22 protein-coding genes and 1 pseudogene are annotated in these 20,508 nt (G+C 60.3%); 10 read left to right on the top strand and 13 right to left on the bottom strand.

The genetic code is table 11. The features are described from left to right. The first annotated feature begins 2 nt into the window (after nt 1-2). The gene (locus tag RLW41_RS02500; protein WP_414463342.1) at nt 3-1,076 is read left to right on the top strand and encodes a toprim domain-containing protein; all 1,074 of its coding nucleotides are present in this window, start codon (nt 3-5) and stop codon (nt 1,074-1,076) included. Between the two features lie 445 nt (nt 1,077-1,521). On the opposite strand, the pseudogene RLW41_RS02505 reads toward RLW41_RS02500, so the two are convergent. Further along, nucleotides 1,522-1,803: pseudogene (locus tag RLW41_RS02505) on the bottom strand (transposase); the annotation flags it as partial. A gap of 503 nt (nt 1,804-2,306) precedes the next feature. Here RLW41_RS02505 and RLW41_RS02510 point away from each other — a divergent pair. Continuing rightward, nucleotides 2,307-4,400 carry a carboxylesterase/lipase family protein gene (locus RLW41_RS02510; protein ID WP_414463343.1) on the top strand — a complete coding sequence of 698 codons (2,094 nt, stop codon included), beginning with the start codon at nt 2,307-2,309 and terminating at the stop codon, nt 4,398-4,400. A 73-nt stretch (nt 4,401-4,473) separates the two neighbouring features. Here the strand turns inward: RLW41_RS02510 and RLW41_RS02515 are convergent, their stop codons facing one another. Then, a complete protein-coding gene (locus tag RLW41_RS02515) occupies nt 4,474-5,469 on the bottom strand; it encodes an AraC family transcriptional regulator (RefSeq protein WP_414463344.1) in 996 nt (331 codons plus the stop codon). A gap of 468 nt (nt 5,470-5,937) precedes the next feature. After that, nucleotides 5,938-6,768, bottom strand: a complete 831-nt coding sequence (locus RLW41_RS02520) for a hypothetical protein (protein WP_414463345.1) — start codon at nt 6,766-6,768, stop codon at nt 5,938-5,940. A gap of 778 nt (nt 6,769-7,546) precedes the next feature. Between RLW41_RS02520 and RLW41_RS02525 the strand changes: the two genes are divergently transcribed. From RLW41_RS02525 to RLW41_RS02535, 3 genes are all read left to right on the top strand, one after another. Next, nucleotides 7,547-8,488 (top strand): DUF2493 domain-containing protein, encoded by a 942-nt coding sequence (locus RLW41_RS02525; protein WP_414463346.1) that lies wholly within the window; start codon nt 7,547-7,549, stop codon nt 8,486-8,488. A 125-nt stretch (nt 8,489-8,613) separates the two neighbouring features. Next, nucleotides 8,614-9,024 carry a DUF2958 domain-containing protein gene (locus RLW41_RS02530; protein ID WP_414463347.1) on the top strand — a complete coding sequence of 137 codons (411 nt, stop codon included), beginning with the start codon at nt 8,614-8,616 and terminating at the stop codon, nt 9,022-9,024. Between the two features lie 65 nt (nt 9,025-9,089). Then, entirely contained in the window at nt 9,090-11,123 is a 2,034-nt protein-coding gene (locus RLW41_RS02535; RefSeq protein ID WP_414463348.1) for a ParB/RepB/Spo0J family partition protein, read from the top strand. Nucleotides 11,124-11,175: 52 nt separating this feature from the next. Here the strand turns inward: RLW41_RS02535 and RLW41_RS02540 are convergent, their stop codons facing one another. After that, nucleotides 11,176-11,622, bottom strand: a complete 447-nt coding sequence (locus tag RLW41_RS02540; RefSeq protein ID WP_414463349.1) for a hypothetical protein — start codon at nt 11,620-11,622, stop codon at nt 11,176-11,178. 606 nt (nt 11,623-12,228) lie between these two features. Between RLW41_RS02540 and RLW41_RS02545 the strand changes: the two genes are divergently transcribed. Further along, a complete protein-coding gene (locus RLW41_RS02545; protein ID WP_414463350.1) occupies nt 12,229-12,432 on the top strand; it encodes a hypothetical protein in 204 nt (67 codons plus the stop codon). A 61-nt stretch (nt 12,433-12,493) separates the two neighbouring features. Here the strand turns inward: RLW41_RS02545 and RLW41_RS02550 are convergent, their stop codons facing one another. Together RLW41_RS02550 and RLW41_RS02555 are read right to left on the bottom strand one after the other, a co-directional pair. Beyond that, a complete protein-coding gene (locus RLW41_RS02550) occupies nt 12,494-13,621 on the bottom strand; it encodes a helix-turn-helix transcriptional regulator (protein ID WP_414463351.1) in 1,128 nt (375 codons plus the stop codon). A 76-nt stretch (nt 13,622-13,697) separates the two neighbouring features. Further along, a complete protein-coding gene (locus RLW41_RS02555; RefSeq protein WP_414463352.1) occupies nt 13,698-14,195 on the bottom strand; it encodes a hypothetical protein in 498 nt (165 codons plus the stop codon). 588 nt (nt 14,196-14,783) lie between these two features. On the opposite strand from RLW41_RS02555, the gene RLW41_RS02560 reads away from it, so the two are divergent. Continuing rightward, the gene (locus RLW41_RS02560; protein WP_414464647.1) at nt 14,784-15,050 is read left to right on the top strand and encodes a helix-turn-helix domain-containing protein; all 267 of its coding nucleotides are present in this window, start codon (nt 14,784-14,786) and stop codon (nt 15,048-15,050) included. On the opposite strand, the gene RLW41_RS02565 is transcribed toward RLW41_RS02560, so the two are convergent. After that, a complete protein-coding gene (locus tag RLW41_RS02565) occupies nt 15,040-15,372 on the bottom strand; it encodes a hypothetical protein (RefSeq protein ID WP_414463353.1) in 333 nt (110 codons plus the stop codon). The two genes, RLW41_RS02560 and RLW41_RS02565, sit on opposite strands and share 11 nt — an antisense overlap. Before the next feature lie 33 nt (nt 15,373-15,405). Here RLW41_RS02565 and RLW41_RS02570 point away from each other — a divergent pair, with 33 nt between their 5' ends. Together RLW41_RS02570 and RLW41_RS02575 are read left to right on the top strand one after the other, a co-directional pair. After that, nucleotides 15,406-15,927, top strand: coding sequence for a hypothetical protein (locus RLW41_RS02570; RefSeq protein ID WP_414463354.1), 522 nt, complete (start codon nt 15,406-15,408; stop codon nt 15,925-15,927). Nucleotides 15,928-16,221: 294 nt separating this feature from the next. Then, entirely contained in the window at nt 16,222-16,605 is a 384-nt protein-coding gene (locus tag RLW41_RS02575; protein ID WP_414463355.1) for a hypothetical protein, read from the top strand. Between the two features lie 46 nt (nt 16,606-16,651). On the opposite strand, the gene RLW41_RS02580 is transcribed toward RLW41_RS02575, so the two are convergent. Genes RLW41_RS02580 through RLW41_RS02605 form a run of 6 tightly spaced genes read right to left on the bottom strand, consistent with a single transcriptional unit; the run spans nt 16,652 to nt 19,791 of the window. Continuing rightward, nucleotides 16,652-17,329 (bottom strand): SOS response-associated peptidase, encoded by a 678-nt coding sequence (locus RLW41_RS02580; protein ID WP_414463356.1) that lies wholly within the window; start codon nt 17,327-17,329, stop codon nt 16,652-16,654. Beyond that, nucleotides 17,299-17,607: a hypothetical protein gene (locus tag RLW41_RS02585; protein ID WP_414463357.1), complete on the bottom strand. Its 309-nt coding sequence runs from the start codon at nt 17,605-17,607 to the stop codon at nt 17,299-17,301. The genes RLW41_RS02580 and RLW41_RS02585 overlap by 31 nt, the downstream gene beginning before the upstream one ends. Nucleotides 17,608-17,666: 59 nt before the next feature. Then, a complete protein-coding gene (locus RLW41_RS02590) occupies nt 17,667-18,401 on the bottom strand; it encodes an RNA ligase family protein (RefSeq protein ID WP_414463358.1) in 735 nt (244 codons plus the stop codon). Further along, complete coding sequence (locus RLW41_RS02595; protein WP_414463359.1) at nt 18,364-18,591, bottom strand: hypothetical protein; 228 nt, start codon at nt 18,589-18,591, stop codon at nt 18,364-18,366. Before RLW41_RS02595 ends, RLW41_RS02590 begins: the two co-directional genes overlap by 38 nt. Beyond that, the gene (locus RLW41_RS02600; RefSeq protein WP_414463360.1) at nt 18,581-18,937 is read right to left on the bottom strand and encodes a hypothetical protein; all 357 of its coding nucleotides are present in this window, start codon (nt 18,935-18,937) and stop codon (nt 18,581-18,583) included. The genes RLW41_RS02595 and RLW41_RS02600 overlap by 11 nt, the downstream gene beginning before the upstream one ends. A gap of 14 nt (nt 18,938-18,951) precedes the next feature. Further along, nucleotides 18,952-19,791 carry a Ku protein gene (locus RLW41_RS02605; protein ID WP_414463361.1) on the bottom strand — a complete coding sequence of 280 codons (840 nt, stop codon included), beginning with the start codon at nt 19,789-19,791 and terminating at the stop codon, nt 18,952-18,954. Nucleotides 19,792-19,832: 41 nt separating this feature from the next. On the opposite strand from RLW41_RS02605, the gene RLW41_RS02610 reads away from it, so the two are divergent. Further along, nucleotides 19,833-20,267, top strand: a complete 435-nt coding sequence (locus RLW41_RS02610) for a hypothetical protein (protein ID WP_414463362.1) — start codon at nt 19,833-19,835, stop codon at nt 20,265-20,267. Nucleotides 20,268-20,508: the final 241 nt, after the last annotated feature.

Here is a 20,508-nt window from a genome sequence, read left to right on the forward strand (position 1 = left end):
ACATGACACAGGCCTTCCGGCAGCTCTCAGAACGCTTGTCCGCCCACGCCGAGGCGGTGTGCGCCTACTATCTTTCGAACGGCAAGAAAAACGGTCGTTACTGGATCGTCGGCAACGTGCAGAACGCGCCGGGCCAATCGATGTGGGTGCGCCTTGTTGGCCCAAGCTACGGCCATGGCGCGGCGGGAAAGTGGACCGACGCGGCGACCGGTGAGCACGGCGACCTTATCGACCTCATCGCTTTGAACCGCAATCTCGCCACCCACGACGACATCCGCGATGAAGTGCTGTCCTTCCTCTCCGAGCCACGCCACATCACCCGGCCGGCCACCACGCCAGCGCCGCGCAACAGCCCCGAAGCCGCCCGCCGCCTGTTCAAGGCGTCCGCACCCCTTCGCGGCACACCGGCCGAAACCTACCTCCGCAACCGCTCCATCACCACCGCCCTCGACTTCCCCTCGCTGCGCTTTCACCCCGGCTGCTATTATCGGGGGAACGACAACGCGACCTTACAGAAGCTTCCGGCGCTGATCGCGGGCGTCACCTCGCTTGCGGGCGACATCACCGGCCTCCTCAGGATCTACCTCTCGGAAGACGGAACGACGAAGGCCGCCGTCACCGAACCCAAGCTGTCCATGGGCAACATCCTCGGAAATGCCGTGCGCTTCGGTCTCGCCGATGACGTCATGGCGGCAGGCGAAGGGGTTGAAACCATGCTCGCGTTGAAATCGCTTCTGCCGAAAATGCCGATGGCCGCCGCATCCTCCGCCGCCCACCTTGGCGCCATGGAACTCCCGCGTTCCCTCCAGCGCCTGTATATCGCGATGGAGGCCGGCCGCGCCGGCAGGTCCGCCACCGAGCGCCTCATCTTTACCGCCGCCGCCCAAGGCATCGAGGTCTTCATCCTCGCCTCACGCCTCGATGACTGGAACAGCGACCTTCGCGCAGACGGGACCCACATGACGCGAGACCGTCTTCACCCCCAGCTGGCCGAACAGGACCGCCAAAAGGTTAGTCATGCAGTAAGCGGTCGACCACCGAGATCAGCAAAACCCAATTGTCCCAGGGCGCCTTGAGCGCGTGCTTTTGATCGGGAGCTGATCTTGCGGATAGCATGGAGGCCATCGGTGTTCGCGCCGAGAAAAAAGGCCGGACACATGGGCGCTACCGACCAGCACTGCGCGACAAACCAAAAAGTCCTTGCCAACGGGGTGCCGTCCACACATGGGACGTTTCGCAAATATGCGACGCACTATGCCCAAGTCGTCCTCGTCGGCTTTCTCTGCTTAGCGAGAGTCAGAGGCTGTCGGCTTAGTGCCAGAAGCGGAAGTCGTCGAATAGCTAATGAACCGCCCGGGGCTTCTATTGTTTACGTCCGCATCAAGGTGGAATGTGTTGCAAAACCCGTCTGCTCGGGGCGCGACCACTCAGATTTGATTTTTGAGCGGCCTTTCTGTTCCGCCCTCGCTCCAGAGCGGCCGCATCGACTTATGCGCACCAACTCCTGACACCACCGAACGTTTACGCGGCACATGCCCTCGAGGCTCGGGGCGGCGATCGGCAGAGCAGCTTCGCCAGTCGTCTCAAATTCTGCGCCGTCGCTGTGAGCAGCACCTCGTCCTTCGCACCCGTCAGTCCGCGCAGGCGTAGCCGATCGAGCCTGTGGATGCGCTTCATGTGCGCGAACCGCATCTCGACCTTCTTACGTTCCCGACGCGAGACCTCGAAGACTGCGGTATTGGCGAGCGCACGCACCTGATCGCGCACGTCCTCGTCGATATCACGCGACACCTTGCGGGCGGGTGCTGTTGTCGAGGGCTGTTGTCGCTGCAAATAAGTGAATTCAAACACTCAGTTAAAAATTGCGAAGTGCGGTCAGGACGACAAGCGGACTTCAAATAGCTGACGCGAAACGGCGCTTTTGACCTGACGCAGACGTTGGTCCGTTGACAACTACCAATCGCCAACCCGAAGCGATGCCGAGTTTGCAGACGCTGAGCCGCCTGTCCACTGGGAGCGGATAGCCATCAATTGCAGTGTCGGCTTTCCGCGCCAGCCGCGAAGTCCGTACGCGGCGTTTTGATATTGTGTTGATGTGAACGACCTTTCCGAAACCGAAATGGAGCTTGAGCTTCGCGCGCGCCGGGTGCTGTTGGGACGTGTGGAGAACAATCTCGTCACGAGATTCGGTGACCCACAGCGTAAGGTCACGGCCAGCGCGCAGCCGCTCCCGAAGGGAAGGGGCTTTAGCTGTAAGGTTGGAGATTTCAAGTTCTCCGTGGTGGATCGTCCCACCAGCGTTCTCAATGGCCACGACGCCGTACTTCGGGTCTCCGACGCTTCATCATTTGGAAACCATACAGAAGGAGCTCGCAGCGAAGGGCGGCAAAGGGATCCTTCCCAAGCCTGTTCAGCCCGTGTGCGGACAACCGCTCAAATTGAGGCTGAGGATGCGGCTGAGGCATCTTGGGTGCATGCGTGCTGCTCATGGTGGAAGTCTAAAAGGCTTTGCGGCTACGGCGGACGATTCTGTCCGCCAGAAAAAATCCGACGTCGGCGTCGCTCAACGCAAATTATTGTCCTCCTGCGCAACGCGCGCCTTCGCGTTTTGGTCTTTAGTTTTTTTGCCCCACTTCGGGCGAAAAAACACAAAACCAACCACTGGGAGTGAAACAATGCTCGGCGACGCGAAGTCAAAAAGCCAAAAAAGTCCTCTACGCCAATCCTTCTTTCTCGCTACCCTTTTTTCGGCGGCACTTATCGCTGGACCTTCACTGGCGCACAACGGCGGAGAGTCAGACCACGGACCGAGGGTCAATACGGTTGAAGGACCCGTGCGTGGCTATACCCAAAATGGCGTCAATATATTTTTGGGGATTCCCTATGCTGCGCCGCCTGTCGGAAAATTGCGATGGCAGCCGCCGCAGCCTGTAAAACGTTGGAAATCGCCTCTTGATGCGACAAGCTATGCTAACACCTGTCCGCAGGTAACGACACTGGGTGCGTTCGCTGGACCGACCAGCACGAATGAAGATTGTCTCTATCTGAATGTTTTCACGATTGGGGCACGGAACAACCGTCAGAAACGCCCGGTGATCGTTTGGATTCACGGCGGCGCCAACGTTGACGGAGAATCCAACGATTACGATGGCAGTAAACTCGCAACGGGGGGGCCAAACGGTACACCAACCGTGGTTGTGACGCTGAACTATCGATTAGGTCTTTTTGGAACCTTCTCGCATCCCGCCATCAACTCTGAGGGTCACCTTTGGGGAAACTACGGCACGTTGGACCAACAGGCCGCGCTACGTTGGGTTCAGCGCAATATCTCGGCATTTGGCGGCGATCCCACTCGCGTCGCTGTTGGCGGGCAGTCCGCAGGCGCGTATAACACGGGTGCTAATTTTCTCTCGCCGCTAAGCAACGGGTTATTCAATCGGGCTATATTTCAAAGCTCGCCTGGCTTCTTCTCGGTGCTTCCATCGGCTTCAGATGCTCTGACCCGCGGCAAGAATTTCGCGATAGCCGCCGGCTGCCCGCCGGCCGGAAGCGCGCAGGCAGCGAACTGCCTGCGAAAACTTTCGGCCGGGCGCATTCTGCAATTGCAGGGGACTCCTAACGCCGACGGGCCGTATACAACCGGAACCCCATTCGTAGACGGGACTATAATTCCACTAACACCGGAACAGGCATGGTCATCCGGTCGCTTTAACAAAATGCCGGTCATGGGCGGAGCGACGAAGGATGAGATGACCTTTCTGACGGGCATCAGCGAGTATTTTGCAACTCCGCAGGCTCCGATGACATCGGATCAATACGCTGCTGCCGTCAGTCAGGGTGCTCCTTGCGCCTTTTGTACGGGTGGCGCAATGCCTTCGGGAGTCGCGAATCTCTATCCAATTTCCAATTACGGTGGGGATCCGATGCTCGCTTACGAGCGCGTCGTTACCGATCCAGCGAAATGCAGAGAAGTCCACGTCCTGCAGAAGCTAGCACCGCAAGTGCCAACCTACGCGTACGATTTTACCTATCAGGATGCTCCGTACTACTTCCCGAAAATGCCTGGATTCAAAGCCCTGGCATCGCACACGATCGACATCCAGTTTTTGTTCGCGAGTTTTCACGGTGGCAATCTTGGTGTGAACCTGGATCAAGCTACGGGCCAACCCCGTGAATTGAACGGAAAGGAAACCAGATTGTCAGATCAGCTCGTCGCGGCGTGGACGAATTTTGCGAAGACCGGCAATCCGAACGGCTCGGGGAATTCGCCATGGCCGCGATTCTCGGCTGGCAATTCAGGCGCATACTTCGTCCAGGATGTTCCGTTATCGACGACACCTGTTTCGCAATTCAGAGCCGACTACAAGTGCGATTTCTGGGATACCATCGCGAGCTATTAGGTTCAATTATCCGGAGTGGCGGCGGTCGCCGCCACTCTCTCTTTTCGTGACGACTTACTTGCGGTGAGCGATATCACTGATTGGCCCTGTAACTTCGGGGGGTGCAGCCGTATCGCTTCTTAAACGCTCGAATGAATGTCGAAAGATCGTTGAAGCCCCACCTAAATGCTACCGCAGATATCGGCAGTCTTTCGCAAGTTTCGGAGATGAGGTCGCGACGAACACCCTCCAGACGTTTCGACATTACATACGAGCCGAACGTTGTACCGTTTATTGCGAACTGCCGGTGAAGGTATCGCACAGACATACCAATGTGTTCCGCCGCCGCCGTTGGGCAAAGTTCCGCATTCCCTAAATTTTCAGCGATATACCGCAAAAGCTCACGAGACGCCCGATTGTTCAGTGGGAGCGTATCCGCATCCTCGTCATTCCAACGGGCAGCCGTAATTGGAAGTAGGGCAATTGAGGCTTCGTACAGCGCAATAATTTCGTCAGCCGTAGCGGTGGCAAAAGTATCGCACAGGGTTGCCAAGCAGGCAGATAAAGGGTGTCCCAATCGCTCAGCGGGAAGCGAAAGATTTCGCAACAGTGTGTTGATCCGAGGTAAATCGCTGAAATGAGTTTTGGGTACGAATAACGATAGCACATCGTAACAACCTTCAGCCCGTGCTGTGACTTTAACCGGGGAGCCGCCGTCGAAAATCATCAAGCTTCCACCAATGCCATCTACTTCCCGACCGCCTTGTTCAACGAGAGCGTTACCTGTGAGCAGATAGCAAATGTAGAAGCCATCGATGTCCGAATTTGCAACTTCCGTCGCGGACCGTACTCCAATGAGAGGCGTCGCTTTCGAACGGGCGACGACGCCTCTTTCGAATTCTAGGCTCGTCAGTCTCGCTTCAAATGTTGCCTCCGGGCTAATTTCGAAACGCCATGGCATTCCCATATTTGCAATCGCGTCGCGGAACGCAGAGAATTTTTGTTTGTCCGTACAATACTCGGTGTCACAAACATTTGTTGCGAAGCGCGTCCGTTCAAGGCGATCACCGTCTCCCAAGTCTTTATTCATAGATTGCCTTCCCAGGAATGGATTGCTGCTTATTTATACCCTATTGCCTTTTCGATTGAGTTTTAAGCCATTTCTCGATGTCGGAGGTGAAAGAGATAAATAGATGCTTTTTTTCTTTAGTACTTCGACTGAATTCGGCCATCCCGGTCGCCGCCACTAAGCGTGCAATGCAGCACAAAGTGCATGTGTGCGGTGCCACTTCAGCGCCTAAGACTTTCGTCCTGCGCCGCAAGTTCCGAGGACATTTATATGCTGGACTTGGACCTTCGCTTTTCTTAGCCAAGCCGATCATATGTAAGAAACGCAGGAGTATGCGTCTGCCCGTGCCATTCCCGAACCAGAGGCATTATGGCATCGTCTGATAGAGACGCCGCACGACGGATATTCTTGACTGACGGTTCATCGGAAAAATCCGATGAACCGTCTGCCAACGGCAACCGAGGCGACATGCGATAGTCGGCGTCGACATCACCAGTGTCCGTGTCCATCATGGCCATGACCATGATTTTTGTATTTCACATGCTTTCTAATCCAGCTGATGATGATATCGGCGACCTGCAGGTTGTTGTTATCCTGCATGAACATATGACTGTTGCCGTGGATGCCGAGATCCGGCAGCGCGACAAATGTCATATCGCCACCGGCCTCCTTGATCTGCTTTTGCATCGTGACGCAAGCGGGTGTCGGTTGGGGCGTCGAGAAGTGATCGCCAACCATAATCAGTATGGGAATGTTTTTCAAGACCTGAATATTCGCAGGCGTGAGATTCGCGAAGCACCCCGTCTCGAGCTGAATAATTCCTTTCACGCCGTTTGAACCGGGCCGGAGGGCAGCCATCGTAGGAAAGCCGCTCGATTGGGAATGGCCAACGAGAATAGCGCCATCTAGCTGATTTGCGAGCAGCGCCATGTTCTCCGGAGTATTAAAAGGCGCATTGGGGTCGGCTGGCGTGCAATTGCCATCTGCGCAGGTGGGAGAAGCTGCCTCGCTCAACGTCGAGTTCAGATCCGGGATGACCTGCTTGTAGAAATCCAGCGTAGCGTTTTTGCCGACGCCCACTGTCTGCATCGGAAATCGTTCATCCTTGTAGGGCGTCTTCGTTGCATAGTCGCCCCAGCGGAAAACATTCCAGGCGAATTGGTCTGTTGCGATGAGAATAGCGGGGTTGGAGCTGGGCGGCGCATCGCCCGTCAGGACCTTCTGGTATTGCAACGCATCGAAGCCCGAACGCCCACGGCCGACTTGTTCACCCATGTAGGTCTTGAAGCCCTTCCGCGTGAAGTATTCGTACCAGCCCATACGTCCATCAGGCGTGGTTTCCCATGTCTCGCCGGGCCTATCTTTTTGATCAAAGCCGCGACCGCAGCCGTGGTGAGTGCGAGAGCTTGATCGCCATTGGGCATGTTCGCGACTTGTGACGCGAAAAACTGGTCGAAGGCGTACTCGCCCGGCACACCGCTCCCGGCACCGCCGGGCCACTGCGTATGAAGCGCTGCCTGTGGCCAGCCGAGAGGACTGGTGAGTTCAGGCGCCGTAAACATCCGCTTTACGGTCGTCGGGTTCGGATTAGGACCCTGTGGCCCATAGGCATTCGGAAAATAGCCGGATTTGCCGCGGCCCGGCTGGTCAATCACGTAAACCGGCCAGCCGTGTGCCACGAAATACGCTGCCCATCCCGGACGACCGTCGGGAGTTCCGAGAAAGTTAGCGCCGGTCTGCTGGCTGCCGTGAATCCATTACCTCCACTCCGGCTGATGCCCCAACGCACCGGGGGGAAGGGGGGAGCAGAAAGACTTCCCATCAGGCCGGAATGACGCGGGCCCCCGGCCTTTTAAAGCGGCGAGTAGGCCAGAGGCGGTCCCTAGGGCGCAACGGCGTCCGGAGACTTTTTTCCGCCGCCCGGCTCCGCCGGGCTTTGCATCGCGAACCAAAAAAGTCCCGGCCTTGCCGTCCTCCACTGCGTTCCGGCCGCGCCGACAGGGGCGCGGTGCTGCCCGGTCCTGCCTCCGGCCAAAGGCTCGCCGGAAAGGCCGGCGATGGGCGCCGGGTCTTCCCACAACCAATGGAAAGATCATCCATGTCCCACTCTCCCTCCCGCACCACCGCCACCGCGCGTGTCATGGCGAACCTCGACCTCTACGGCCATACCCCGGGCTACGACGAACCCGACACCCGGCCGATGCCGGACGCGGACACCCTGAAGGGGGCTGTCACCGCCCTCCTTGCCGCGATTTCCGAACCGTTCGGTGACACCGCCCTTGAGCCCGACATCGAGGACCTCAGCTGGTCGCTGGTCGACGTCATCCACCGTAAGGCCGACCGCGTGCAGCGCTTCCTCCACGACAACGAGGCCCGCCAGCGCGACGCGCAGGACCAGCAGGATGGCTCCGAGGTCATGTCGGTGGAACTCGAACGGCTCATCGACAAGGGCCGTGCCCTCACCGAGCGCCGCGACGCCTTCGAACAAATGCGCGACCTCGCGGCCGATGCCTTCCACGACCTCACGGGGTCCCATTGGCGCCCCCGCACCAAGTCGATGGTCAATCACCGCGCCCAGACTGCCGCAGTCATCGACAGCAAGGCTTTCCTTTCCGCCAAAAAATACGCCGAGACCAATGTCCTCATCCCGCCGGGCGAGCTGGTGCTCTTCTCCGGCGGCCAGGACTGCAACGACATCGACGGCATCTTCAAGGACCTCGACGCTGTCCTCTCCAACCACCCCAAGATGGTCCTCGGCCACTCCGCCAACCCGCGCGGCGCTGACCGCATCGCTGAAGCTTGGGCCGCGAACCGCGGTGTCCCCGTGGTGCCGTTCCGCCCCACAGCCACCAGCAAGGACGACAAGTCCGCGCCCTTCAAGCGCAATGACCGCATGCTGGACTGTAACCCCATCGGGGTCATCGTCTACCCGGGCAACGGCATCAACTACAATCTCGCCGACAAAGCCAAGAAGCTCGGCATCCGGCTTCTCGACCGCACCGGTCGCCCGAAGCCCGCAACACCGGGGAAGGCGGCATAAGCCTTCACGGCGGCGCTTCGGCGCCGCCTTTCTTCATTCTCGAGAGAAAGGGGAAGGGGCCCCGGGGAGCAATTGCGCTTCGCAAGACGAGGCCCCGGTTTCGCAACCCAACAGGAGACCACACCATGAAGCTTTTCACCAAAGCTGTCCTCGACCAGCTCATCAAGAACGGCGAAACCCAGGCCGCCGTCAAAGGAACGTCCTCCGAGCAGGACCTTTGGCCGGTCTGCAAGCTCTTCGACCCCGTCAGGGCTTCAACCTGGTTGCTCACCGAAATCATTCCGGGAACCAACAGCGCCGTCGCGTTCGGCCTCGCCGACCTTGGAATCGGGTTCCCCGAGATCGGTGAAATCGACCTTGCCGAAATCACCGCCTACAAGGGCCGCCTCGGCCTCGGCATCGAGCGCGACATCTATTGGCGCCCGCGCGGACCACTCTCCCGGTACCATGAAGCAGCCGTCCGGGCCGGCAACATCGTGCAGCTGCCGCAGCCCCCAGCCCCTGTCAGAGAAAGAGAGGAGGGGGTCGAGGGCTGACGAAGTTCCGGGCGGGAGAAAGGCTCCCGCTTCGCCTTCGCCCGTTCCCAAAGGAGACCCGCCCCATGGCTGCACGAACCCAAACCGCCCCCAAGACCCGCACGGTTGCCAAACCCCAAGTCCCGCTTTACCCGACGCGCGACATCCCCCTCAACCAGCTGATCCTCAGCGCCTCCAACGTGCGCAAGATCTACGATGAGAAATCCATCGACGACTTTGCCGAGGACATCGCCCAAAAAGGCCTCCTGCAAAGCCTCCTGCTGCAACCCTGCGGCAATGCCGATGGCGTTGAACTCTTCGAGGTGAAAGCCGGCGGCCGCCGCTTGCGCGCCCTCCAGAAGCTTCTCAAGCAGAAGCGCATCGCGCCGGATGCGCCGATCCCGTGCATGATCAAGCCCGAAGGCGTCGCCGAAAACGACAGCCTCACCGAGAACGTCATGCGGGAGGCCATGCACCCCCTCGATGAATTCCACGCCTTCAAGGCGATGATCGACAAGGGCATGAGCGAGGTGGACATCGCCGCCGCCTACCGCACCACTCCGCTCGTTGTGAAGCAACGCCTCCGCCTCTCCAACGCCAGCCCGAAACTCATCGCCGCCTACGTCGCCGACGACATCAATCTCAAGGAGCTGATGGCGTTCTGCGTCATCGATGATGCCGCCCGGCAGGAAGACGCCTTCGCGCGCATCATGCAAATGCCCGAGTGGCAGCGTTCCGAGCACACCATCCGTTCCATGCTCACCGAAAAGACCGTCCGCGCCGATGACCGCCGCGCGATCTTCCTCGGACTTGACGCTTACCAAGCCGCAGGCGGTGTCGTGATCGGCGATCTCTTCAACGAGCAGAGCGAGGGCTTCCTTCAGGACCCCGACCTCCTCAACCGCCTGGTCGATGAGAAACTTGCCCTGGTGCGTGACGACATGGTCAAGGCCGGGTGGAAATGGGCCGAAGCCGCCGTCGACATCCCTTACGAGCAGAAGCGCCTCCCTCGCATCACGCCGTTGGACGTCAAGCTCTCCGCCGACGACAAAAACCGGCTCAAGGCGCTCGAGGATGAACGTGAGGACCTCGAAAACGATGAGGACGGCGATGCCGACCAAATCCACAAGCGCATCGACGAAATCGACGAGGCAATCAGCTTGCTAGAGGACCCGGTCCCCACCTTCCGCAAGAAGGAGATGAAGCGCGCCGGCGTCTTCATCGAGATCGACGGCGACGGCAAGCTCGACATCGATTACGGCTTCGTCCGCGCCGAGGACATGCCGAAGGCGGGAAGTCAATCCACCGACGACGCGGACGCCGAGGATGACGATACCTCCGACGGCGAGGACGGGGTCAACACCTCAGCGCCCGAAGACACCGTCGAACACGGCAAACCGTTGTCCGACGCGCTCCTGCAGGACCTCACCGAGTTCCGCACCGTCGCCCTTCAGCAGGCGACGATGAAGGACTACCGCGCGGCCTTCATCGCCGTGCTGCACGCCATGTGCCTGGCACGGTTCTACCACTCGACCTACCACAGCTGCTTCCAGATCACCTCCAACGATGTGGTTCCTTCGAACGCCCCGGGACTTGACGGTTGGGCGCCCAAGAAAGACCTCGACGCCCGCCGCGCCGAACTCAAGGCCCTCCTGCCGGAAAACCCCCGCGACCTCTGGGACGCGCTGTTCTTCCTGACCAAGGAGGTGTCAGAACGCCTCTTCGCCTACTGCGCGGCGTCGACCATCAACGCCGTGCGGGAACGCCACGCCCAGCGCAAGGAACAGATCGGGCATGCGGGGAAACTCCAGCACACCCTCGGTCTCAACATGGTGGCGGCCGGCTGGATTCCGACGGCAGAAAACTACCTGTCGCGCGTCAGCAAGACCCACATCATCGACGCTGTCCGCGAAGCCAAGGGTGACGACACCGCCCACCTCATCGAGGGCATGAAAAAGCAAGGCATGGTGATGGAGGCCGAACGCCTTCTCGCCGGAACCGGCTGGCTACCCGGTCCGCTGCGCTTTCCGCGCGTCCTGGCCGACGCACCGGTGAGCGAACCCGCAGCCCTTCCGGCATTCCTCGCCGACCCCGCCGAACCGGAACAACCCGCTGCCTGATCCGCCGCGCTCTCGAACAGCCGCTTCCTTTCGGGGAAGCGGCTTTTTTTATTCAGAATGGGCCCATCTCTTCCCACTCCTCGTTCTCTTCATCGACCTCCGGGTGAGCCGCACGCCACTTTTCCATCACCGCCTCGGAAACAACGGCAAGCTCCGCCTCGGCAAAGCCCGTTGCCGACTTCTCCCCGGTCCGCGTCACCACGCCCGCCTTCTCCAACGCTTCGGGTACGCCCTCGTTCTCCCCCCAGCCCTTCAGCCATACCTGATTGTCATCCAGCGGCCGCACATCTGCCGGGAACGGATTGACCGTGGCAACACACACATCCTCTCCCTCATGGGTCAGGACCAACGCCAAGCTCCCCATCATCGGAAACTGCGGGTATTCGGCGAGCGTGAGCTCAGTCTCGGGAAACGCCCCGAAGGGGGAAATCTTCACACCGGTATCGACAGGCATCGCCACCCCCGCCGCCACCACGCCTGTCCGCTTTGCCAGCGCCAATCGCTATCCGCATGCCATCCACAAAAACCCCTTCCGACTTCGTCAAACGACGCATTCGCCATCGCCGCCGACGCCGCTACCTGAACTCCAGGCTGCAACCGCGCCGGGGGGACGGATGGCACAACAAGTGATGTTCCATGGCTATTGCTCCAGCAAATGCGAAGCCTTCCTCATCATTGCCACGCTCACTGAGGGGACGCTCACCTTCCGCCACGCCGTTAAATTGCCCGCCGCCGCAGAAGGAACGCAGCCCCGACCGCCCCTGCCATCGGAGCCATCAACAGGATCGACAGCTCCTCCTTCGTCTGCCCCTGTTGCGGCATGAACGCCAAGCTCTCCGGTGCCTGGGCCCCGGCGTTTTATTGCACGACGTGCGAAACCCACCACTGCATGGGAACCGACCGCGGCCTTTGCCACGGCGCCTGCGGCAAATGCCTTCACGACCCCAAGACTTTCGTTCCCATCACCCGCTTGTCGGTCAAGCCCGCAGACAGCCGGGACTTTTAGCCCTCTTAACCCCAACCGCTCGAGAATGCCCTCCAAGGCGGCATCTTTCTTTCCCTCCCTCGCTTGCCGACGCGACGTCCCCACCGCATGCTTCGCTCCATGACAACCACATCCGCCTTTGAACCCATCTACCGGAGCTATTACGCGAGCGCCGCCGAGCCTCATATCGGTTTTGACGACTGGATGCGCGCCAACAAGAGCGCGTTCCGGGCCCTCAACCCGAACACCAAGGACGCCCAAACCGACGCCGCCTTCCGCATTTTCATGTTCGAGACTTACGAGGGGCAGCTGCCGCGCGCCTAAATGGCGGGCCCATGCGATAAGTCGCGCTTCTGACCCTGTTCGGGAACGGTGTGACGAGGTGTTATCCAAACATTCTCGCGAGTTTCAAGACCACTTCCGATTGCTTCCTGCACCCAAGACTATCCATCAACCGCGCCAGGTGCCACCGCACGGTGCTTTCCGACGAACCGATTTCCCGTGCATGCTCGATGATGGTGTCTCCCCTGAGCAGCGCCTGCGCCAGCCGGGCCTGCAACGGGGATACCTTGAGCAGCCCCATCACCTCTTCCGCATCTACCTCCAAGGCAAGCGATAACTTCCTCATCGTCGCCGTCACCAACCGCTCTCCCGATCCCCACCCATTTGAGGCACCACCCAACACAACCACCAGATCGTTATCGAACAACAGCCGTCGCCGCGCCCTCACGCCTTCCTCGAACACCTCCTCAAGTGCCCGGCGGAATTTCCCCTCATCATGCCGCGACACGAACCGCAGCCGATGATCATCCGCATACCTCACCACGCCCGCCAAGTTTTGCAGCAATGCAATCGCCGCCTGGTTCCGGCCGTGCACCACACCCGCCCCATCGATGACGACGGTGGCATCCTTGCTCTCCAGCGCCATCGCCTTCGTCACCGCGATTTGAACCTTCAGCACCCGAAAGCTGTGCCCCACCGCCTCCACGAACCGCCCCGACGCGCACACCTTCTTCAAAACCTCCACGGCCAAAGGCCCGCGTTCGCTGCTCACCCCGATCGCCGCCGGCACGCCCGCCAGCAGCACGCCCGCCGTTGTCCACTCGCTGTTCCGGACCGGCAGCTCAGCGCAATCCAGCGACAACCGCGCCCGGTCTTGCAAGACTGTCGCCACAAACTCGCCGTACGGTCCGCTCGTCAGAGACCGCGACAAGCACGGCGCCTCCGAGAACACCCATCGGATGGAAACACCGAAGACGTTCCTTTCCGCAATGAATTGGGTCAGGAAGGCATTCCAAGCGGTCAAAAGTTCCGGCTCGGACGCAGCATCAAGAACATATTGAATCTGCATGAGGTGGCGGCACGACAGAAAATACGGATGAAATGAAAAGAAAACATCCTCTAAACTGCCATATGCTCGCCCCAAACCAAGCCCCTTGTTGGAACGAGCAATTCTTCGTTCCGCGGTTCCACTTGCTTCGTCTGAACGCTGATTTTTAATCGAAATCCACAAGCGGAGCCGATTTCCCCGTGGATAAGCGCCTGCACCTGCGCTCATCCGCCACTTAGTCAAATGACGAAGTGCCCTGTCACGCGTTGTTCACCGAACGCCTGCTCCGCGGCTTCTTCCGCCACGGAACATCACCACCCTCCACCTCCGGCGCGAACACGTTCCCCATGGCCCGGAGTTCTCCCAGCACCTTGTTCAACCGTGAAAACCCGAACGACGTATATGGGAGGCTCATCGTCGCCGCCTCGAGCACGCAGAGGTCGACCAGCATCGCGAGCCTGTCGGCATAAATCTCCAGCGCATCCACCGGGATCCAGACCTCTGCCGTGTCACCCCGACCTTCCGCGTACCGCAGATGCCGAAACCTCCCATCGTCGCCGACATCCCAGCAACTTACGAATCCCAGTTCGCTCACGCGCCCTGTCTTCAACGCCCACTTGAGGGACCGCAACGGGTCATCGCCCGCGCCGCAGCTGAAAACATTGCCCCCGTAGTCAAAGACCATCTCCACGGGCCACACGGCCTTGCCACCATCTTCACCGCTCAAGGCAACAGCCCGCCGGTGCGCCTCGCGCACGGCCGCCCCTAAATTGGCGCTGACGTAAACGATCCCCAGCTCTCTCCTCTTTCGCGCATTGTCCCCCAGCCCCTTAATCCCCGCAACGCAAAATACAATTCCACCCCACTGAGCATCACCACACCCAAAAGGGACGGCAGCCCATTCACTCTTTTGCCCTTGACGCCGATGTGCAGATGGGTGCGCCGTTATTATGCGAAATATGACGACAATAATGTATTTCGATACAGGTACTTCGGTTCGTATAAGGATAGTTATGTAAAGCGATTGGGCGCGCACGCCCGACGTCTTTTTCGATCGTACCTGTCCCCTTTCACTAACCAATAGATAACCGCCAAACAACGCCATTCGAATCCCGCACTCGATTCAGATGCGCAGCACGTCGCCGTTGGCGACATCAACCACACGCGGTATAGTCCCCATCGCACCACAGAGTGCCGGGTTTCAAAGCCTTGCCAAATCCGGCTGTCGCACAGCCGACATCAAACTGCCTTTCAGCCATGGCTGGGGAGGCAGCAAAATACGCGCAAGCCAATATGCTGCGCGGTTGATTTGGCCGCTTTGAACTCCCCGGCCACCCTTACCCAGGTGGCCCCGTTCAACTGCCGAAAGCGCTCATCCTTGCCAAAACACCACCCTAAAACGCCGTGGGCCATCGCCCAAGGCGAACGCCTCCGTGCCGCCCGCCTTGCCGCCGGCCTTTCCCAGACCGCCGTTGCCCATCATCTCGACTGCACGTACCAAATGGTTCAGAGACTCGAGCACGGAACCGCCCACCTCTCGGCCGAGCGCGCCGTCCTGCTGGCCAATTTCTTAAACGTCGACCTTCGCCAGCTGCTCGGGGTCACTCCCTGAACTGAAGCACCATCTTCATTTCATCATTCGTATCGCGCTTGTTCTTGTCGGGGTGCCGCCGGTGCAGCAATTCACGGAACGTCGCTCCCTTGCGGAACACATGATGGCGTTCCACCTCCCACCGTTCGCGGTGACCAACCCGCACCGAAAACCGATCGTTCGTCTTCATCAACGTGAGGATGGTCCTCACATACGACGGCACCGGACTGAACCCATCGCACCACCGCCAAACCTGCGAAGCATTCGCACCACTCAGGCGACCCAGGTCGCGCTGCGTCAGGCCGAGATCCTCCAGCGCAGATCGAAGTTCGAAACACGTCATTGTTTGCACGCTGCATATATTACGACACGATCCATGACTCCACAAATGTGCACCGTGCATATTTTCCGAGACACGGAACATCGAGCCGACAAACTCTTCACCCGGTTTTCTCCGCAGATTCCCGCGCTCTCCCAGCGTACCGATGATTCCGATCCATCCAACGCGCGCATGACACGCGCAACGTCGTTGCCTCTTCCGCAGGCATTTCCCTTGCCGATGCCCGGGCCACCGCCGAACCTCCCCCCGAAAGAAAGCAACGCCGTGCCCCGCCACCGCAAGCCCCCGCGCCCCGCAGAGTTCACCGCACAAGGCCGCAGTTGGTACCCTCGCTACGCCCGCCAAATCGCCTTCATCGTCGGCGAAAGCCGTGACGGTTCCTTTTGGCGCGTGAAATTGGCCGACCTCAAATCCATCATCATATTCACCAAAACCGCCATCCAGCCTTGCGACAGCGCACAGCCTTTACAAATACCGCATCATGGGACGCGGCAACCGGCCGAAGAGGACGCCCACGACAGCGACCCACAACACCAACACGAGCAGCCCCACGATTAAACCGCACACCTGCGCCGCCGCCTTCAGCGACCACAGCAGTACGATACCGATAACCTCCAGCGCCGGCGGCAGACACTTCATCACTCGTTCCATAGCGCCACGCTAGATGTGCCTCGCCTCCCTGCCAAGGCAGCCCGCCTACACAACGTACACACCTTCAAACCTATCGCCGTTTCCATCCATACCCCTGTCGCCTGGCCGCAACATTCCTGCGTGAAAGAAAACCACCCCTTCCCTTCCCTCATCCGGTCACGAACGCGGCGCACCAGGAGCGTTCTATCGAAAGGCTCCTTTATGCCCCTTGGATGGTGCATCAGCGTTCATCGGCAATCCGGCGATAAATCCAAACCCGCCACGTCCAAATGCGCCTGCGACGGCCGCATCGCGATTTGGCAGACGGGACTCGATGGCCTGGATTGGATCGATGCCCTCAAAGCGGCCGGAAGCGCCCACTTCCTCGCCTTCAACGGCGGCTATCCCCTTGAATACACCGCGCAGGGCAAGGACGTTCTGCCGACCATCATCGCCGGTCCTCCCCTCGCCGAAAAAGTCTGGCGCCGCGACCCGTGGGACATCCTGCTCCCGCACTACCTCGGCCGCACCGACATCAACCTCAATCTCGCAGCGCTCTGCGCGCCGCACGAGTGGCTCTACATTGAAGCCTGGGACCAATCCTAGCGGACCGCCAGTTCCACATCCGCGCGCATACCCCGCGCCACAATCATCATCTCATCGTCAGCCAACGGCCTTTGCAGCCGAAGATTGCCTCCTCCGTCGGCGCGGTCAGCCAGGCATCGAACTCGGCCTCCGTCGTGAGAAGAACCGGCATCGCCTTCTGATGAATGGGCCCGACCACGCCATTGCTCTCCGTGGTGAGGAAACTGTAGAGCCGGTGCTCCCCCGTCTCTCCCTTCCTGGTTCCCGTCCACGGTCGCCAGATCCCCGCGAACGCAAACAACGGCCGCGTCTCGGCGAGCGCAAACCAATGCGGCACCTTGGGTGTGCTGTCGGTGTATTCGCAGAAGGACGTTACCGGCACCAGTACCCGGCACTCCGGCTTCAGCCACGCCCGCCAGAACGACGACGTTACATTCCGCACGTTGGTCACCGGCCGGTTGCCCTTCGGTGGCGGCGGGAATCCCCACCGCATCATCGAAAGCTCTCGTTCGCCATCAGCCGCCGTGGACACGACAGGTGCCAGGGTGTCGGGGAATATGGCCGGAAAGGAAAGGGGGATGCCCGGCGAGGCCCGGGCCGCGCGGAACAGCCGGCGGATGCTGTCAGGGCCCTTCAAGCAGCTGTAGAGATTGCACACGGCCGGTTCTCCGTCCCAAGGTCCTATCGCTATGGAAGTGCGCGCCGACCACTCCGTCAGCCCGTCTGGTCCCGCATTCTGATCCATGCCGGTGCCGGCCGCTCCGGCCCCCTTCCCCGGCCGGCGTTGCCCGGAGGTTCGAAAAACACCGTGACCTGGCGCGAGCCACAGCGCGGGCAGCGCATCCTCGACCCCAGCCAGGACAATGGAAAATCCCGGCCGCGCGTCCACACAAGCGTTTGCAAATCCAGCGCATAGCCATGCACGCAGGCCCTCACGGTCTTCATGCCCTCCCGTTTGCCGGCGGCGCATTTCGCCTTGACCTTCCAGCCCAAATCCAGCGCCTGTCCAAGGGTTTCAACCATGGCGCGCCAAGGTAGCCACTCTCCCGAACAAAGCAAGAACAATTGCGTGAGCCGACCCGCTAATTCCCCGCCCCCCGGCCGCGGTTGAAAAGCACCGCCCGCTGGCGCGCGTTCTTCTCCTTCCAGGCCTTCGTCTTGATTTTCAGCCACTCCCTGCTCCGGCCAGACGCGTAGATCCCTTCCCGCTTTTTCAGCACCACGCCCTCCAGCCCGCGCTTCTCCGCCTCCGCCAAGAGCTTGGCGGCGTCCGCAAACTCCGGCGAAAATTGCAGCCTTTCCTCATCGGCCGCATTGAGCAGCCTGTTCAACCGATCGCGCCGAAAACCCAACGCCTCTTTCAGCATCGGCCGGCCGTCCAGCATCAGAAGATCGAATGCCCACAGCGAAAGGTCGGGACAACGCCCCCCTTCCCTGACCAACCTGTCGAAATCCGGCCGCCCCTTCTCACCACACGCCACCAATTCGCAATCGAGGATCGCGGATCTTGCTGGAAACGACGAAAGGGCCGAAAGGATTGTCCGGAACCGGCGGGACAAATCGTTGCCGTTCCGGCTGAAAAGGGTCACCGCATCGCCCTCGACGTGGGCCTGCACCCGGTACCCGTCAAGCTTCAGCTCGCACGTCCACTCCGGGCCGGCCGGGATGGCCCGCGCCGCCGTGGCCAGCATCGGCGGGATGAACGGATGTTTCTTCAGCATGCGCCTGATATGGCGCGCCCCGGCCCCAACTTCAAATCCTGCCGGCGCCCGCCGCCCTTCACTTCGCCCGCCGCCGTCGTGATTTGCTGCCGTCATTCGCGGCGATCATCTTCGCGCTCTGCTTCAGCGCTTCGTGCAAGCCCACGGGCTGACCTTTCCTCTTCAACAACTCGCGCAAGGCCTCGTTGTGGATGTCGTCGAGGGATGTCCCTGAATCGCGCGCATAAATTGAAACAGCGCGCAGGACATCGTCCTCGATGTTCACCACCTTACGCTCACGCGGCATGGGTGCCCCGCAACGCCCTCGCTGCACTGAGCTCGTCCTCGATGTCTTCCCGGTACCGTTCCACGAGGCTGTCTGCCAGCGCATGGAATAGCATCCACTTCGTAACGTGCGCGCGCACCCGCTCGTCGCTGTCTTCAAGGAAGCCCAAGCCAAACCTGTCCCTGAGGCCAATCCGCTCCCGCACCAGCTCCGCAATGTCCAGACGGAGATCGGGTTGGCCAACCGCCGCCGCTTCCACCTCGATCGCGACCGGATGGCCGGTGACGTCGAATTCCGCTTCACCGCTGAAAAATCCGTAGCTCGCCCCGCCGAGCGTAATTCCCAGTTCCTCGAATTTACGGTACATGGGCATCGTCTCCCTTACGCCGACTTCTTTCCCTTCGCGGGTTTGGCTTTTGTCTTTGCCTTCTCCTTCGCGCCCACGCTCTTGCGCAGGGCATCCATCAGATCGACCACGTTGCCGCCGAGACGGCGCGGCGCCTCAACGTGAGAAATGATCTTCTTGCCCTTGCGCTTCGCCTCGACCAGCTCGCGAAGCTTCTGCTGGTAGGCATTTTCAAACTTCTCGGGTTTGTAAGGCGCACTCTTTTGACCAATGAGCCGCACCGCCAGGTCAATCATTTCCTTCTGCGGCTTCTCCGGCGGCACCTCGTCGAAATAGTCCTCGGGCTTTTTCAGTTCATCCGCGAAGCGGAGCATCTCCATCACCAGCCCATCCTGCAACGGCGACACCGACACCACCCAGGTCCGGTTGGAAATGGTGACTTCACCGAGGCCGACCTTGCCGGTTTTCCTCAGCGCGTCGCGGATGACGGCATAACCTTCGCCCGCCAGCTTGTCGGCCGGCACAAGGAAATACGGCCGTTCCAGGTAGCGATAGTCGATCTCCGACTGATCGATGAATTGCACCAGGTCCAGCGTCTTCGAGGACTCGGGTTTGGCAGCGTCAATCTCAGCCTGGTCCACAAGCACGTATTCGTCCGGCGCCACTTCCACGCCCTTCACAATGTCGGCCGAGCCCACTTCGCCGACACCTTCAACCCACCTTTTGCGGCCGACGCGGCGGCCGGAAGGCTTATGGATCTCGTTGAACCGGACCTCCGCCTGGCTCTCGACGGCGCTGTAGATCTCGATCGGCAACGACACCAGGGAGAGGCGAAGATGGCCTTTCCAGTACGCGCGGGCGCGGGGTTTCGGCATGACGCAAAACTCACGATGCTACATCTGGCCGTGGAAAACCTGTGGACCACAAGATGTTCCCGGCCTTCCGCGACGACAACGGGAACAGGGGTGGAACAGCGCGGAATTTGGCTCTATCCCTCATTTGCATGAGCCACGGCCCCGCCCAGAAAACCGCTCCCCGCCATCCGCGCCTCCGCGACGCCTGGCGCGCAGCCTGCGTCGAATACCGCGCTTGCCGCCGCGAGGGACATTACGAGTGGATCTGCACGGCCAATGCCCGTGCCACGCTTTGGCGAATGATGCCCGGCCTTACCTACGAACAAGTGGCCCACGAAACCATCCAAGCCATCTCTTACGCGTCCGTCATGCACCCCTCGTGGTTTTGGGCGGGCACGTCCGGCGTCCCGCCCCGGCCCAAGAGGCCCTTCATCCCGCCCCATATCATCAAGGACCCGGAAGTGCTCTGGCGCATGGGGCGCGAGAGCGCGGTGTAACCCCGCTCACCCCGGCCGCGGCTCGCTGATCCCCTTTGACGGCGTGCCTCACGCCATCGCTCCGAGACCACCATGTTCGAATGAAGTAACCCGCCCCAAGGAACAAGGAGAGCTCCATGCGTCGGAGCTCGGGCGGGTCAATGCGTTATACCAGCTCCCGCAAACCAAACTGACAGACCTCCGCTCACGGCGGAATACCCGCCTTTGCACTCGCCGTCGGTCGCATAATCCGCTAACGGAA

Source organism: Hyphomicrobium sp. DY-1 (genome assembly GCF_047497105.1).
Taxonomy (GTDB): domain Bacteria; phylum Pseudomonadota; class Alphaproteobacteria; order Rhizobiales; family Hyphomicrobiaceae; genus Hyphomicrobium_B.

Excerpts from the sequence above, each read along its gene's own strand:
- RLW41_RS02500 (WP_414463342.1), top strand. The coding sequence starts at position 3 with ATGACACAGGCCTTCCGGCAGCTCTCAGAACGCTTGTCCGCCCACGCC.
- RLW41_RS02510 (WP_414463343.1), top strand. The coding sequence starts at position 2,307 with ATGGCCACGACGCCGTACTTCGGGTCTCCGACGCTTCATCATTTGGAA.
- RLW41_RS02515 (WP_414463344.1), bottom strand. The coding sequence starts at position 5,469 with ATGAATAAAGACTTGGGAGACGGTGATCGCCTTGAACGGACGCGCTTC.
- RLW41_RS02520 (WP_414463345.1), bottom strand. The coding sequence starts at position 6,768 with ATGGGCTGGTACGAATACTTCACGCGGAAGGGCTTCAAGACCTACATG.
- RLW41_RS02525 (WP_414463346.1), top strand. The coding sequence starts at position 7,547 with ATGTCCCACTCTCCCTCCCGCACCACCGCCACCGCGCGTGTCATGGCG.
- RLW41_RS02530 (WP_414463347.1), top strand. The coding sequence starts at position 8,614 with ATGAAGCTTTTCACCAAAGCTGTCCTCGACCAGCTCATCAAGAACGGC.
- RLW41_RS02535 (WP_414463348.1), top strand. The coding sequence starts at position 9,090 with ATGGCTGCACGAACCCAAACCGCCCCCAAGACCCGCACGGTTGCCAAA.
- RLW41_RS02545 (WP_414463350.1), top strand. The coding sequence starts at position 12,229 with ATGACAACCACATCCGCCTTTGAACCCATCTACCGGAGCTATTACGCG.
- RLW41_RS02565 (WP_414463353.1), bottom strand. The coding sequence starts at position 15,372 with ATGACGTGTTTCGAACTTCGATCTGCGCTGGAGGATCTCGGCCTGACG.
- RLW41_RS02570 (WP_414463354.1), top strand. The coding sequence starts at position 15,406 with ATGACTCCACAAATGTGCACCGTGCATATTTTCCGAGACACGGAACAT.
- RLW41_RS02575 (WP_414463355.1), top strand. The coding sequence starts at position 16,222 with ATGCCCCTTGGATGGTGCATCAGCGTTCATCGGCAATCCGGCGATAAA.
- RLW41_RS02580 (WP_414463356.1), bottom strand. The coding sequence starts at position 17,329 with ATGGATCAGAATGCGGGACCAGACGGGCTGACGGAGTGGTCGGCGCGC.
- RLW41_RS02585 (WP_414463357.1), bottom strand. The coding sequence starts at position 17,607 with ATGGTTGAAACCCTTGGACAGGCGCTGGATTTGGGCTGGAAGGTCAAG.
- RLW41_RS02590 (WP_414463358.1), bottom strand. The coding sequence starts at position 18,401 with ATGACGGCAGCAAATCACGACGGCGGCGGGCGAAGTGAAGGGCGGCGG.
- RLW41_RS02595 (WP_414463359.1), bottom strand. The coding sequence starts at position 18,591 with ATGCCGCGTGAGCGTAAGGTGGTGAACATCGAGGACGATGTCCTGCGC.
- RLW41_RS02600 (WP_414463360.1), bottom strand. The coding sequence starts at position 18,937 with ATGTACCGTAAATTCGAGGAACTGGGAATTACGCTCGGCGGGGCGAGC.
- RLW41_RS02605 (WP_414463361.1), bottom strand. The coding sequence starts at position 19,791 with ATGCCGAAACCCCGCGCCCGCGCGTACTGGAAAGGCCATCTTCGCCTC.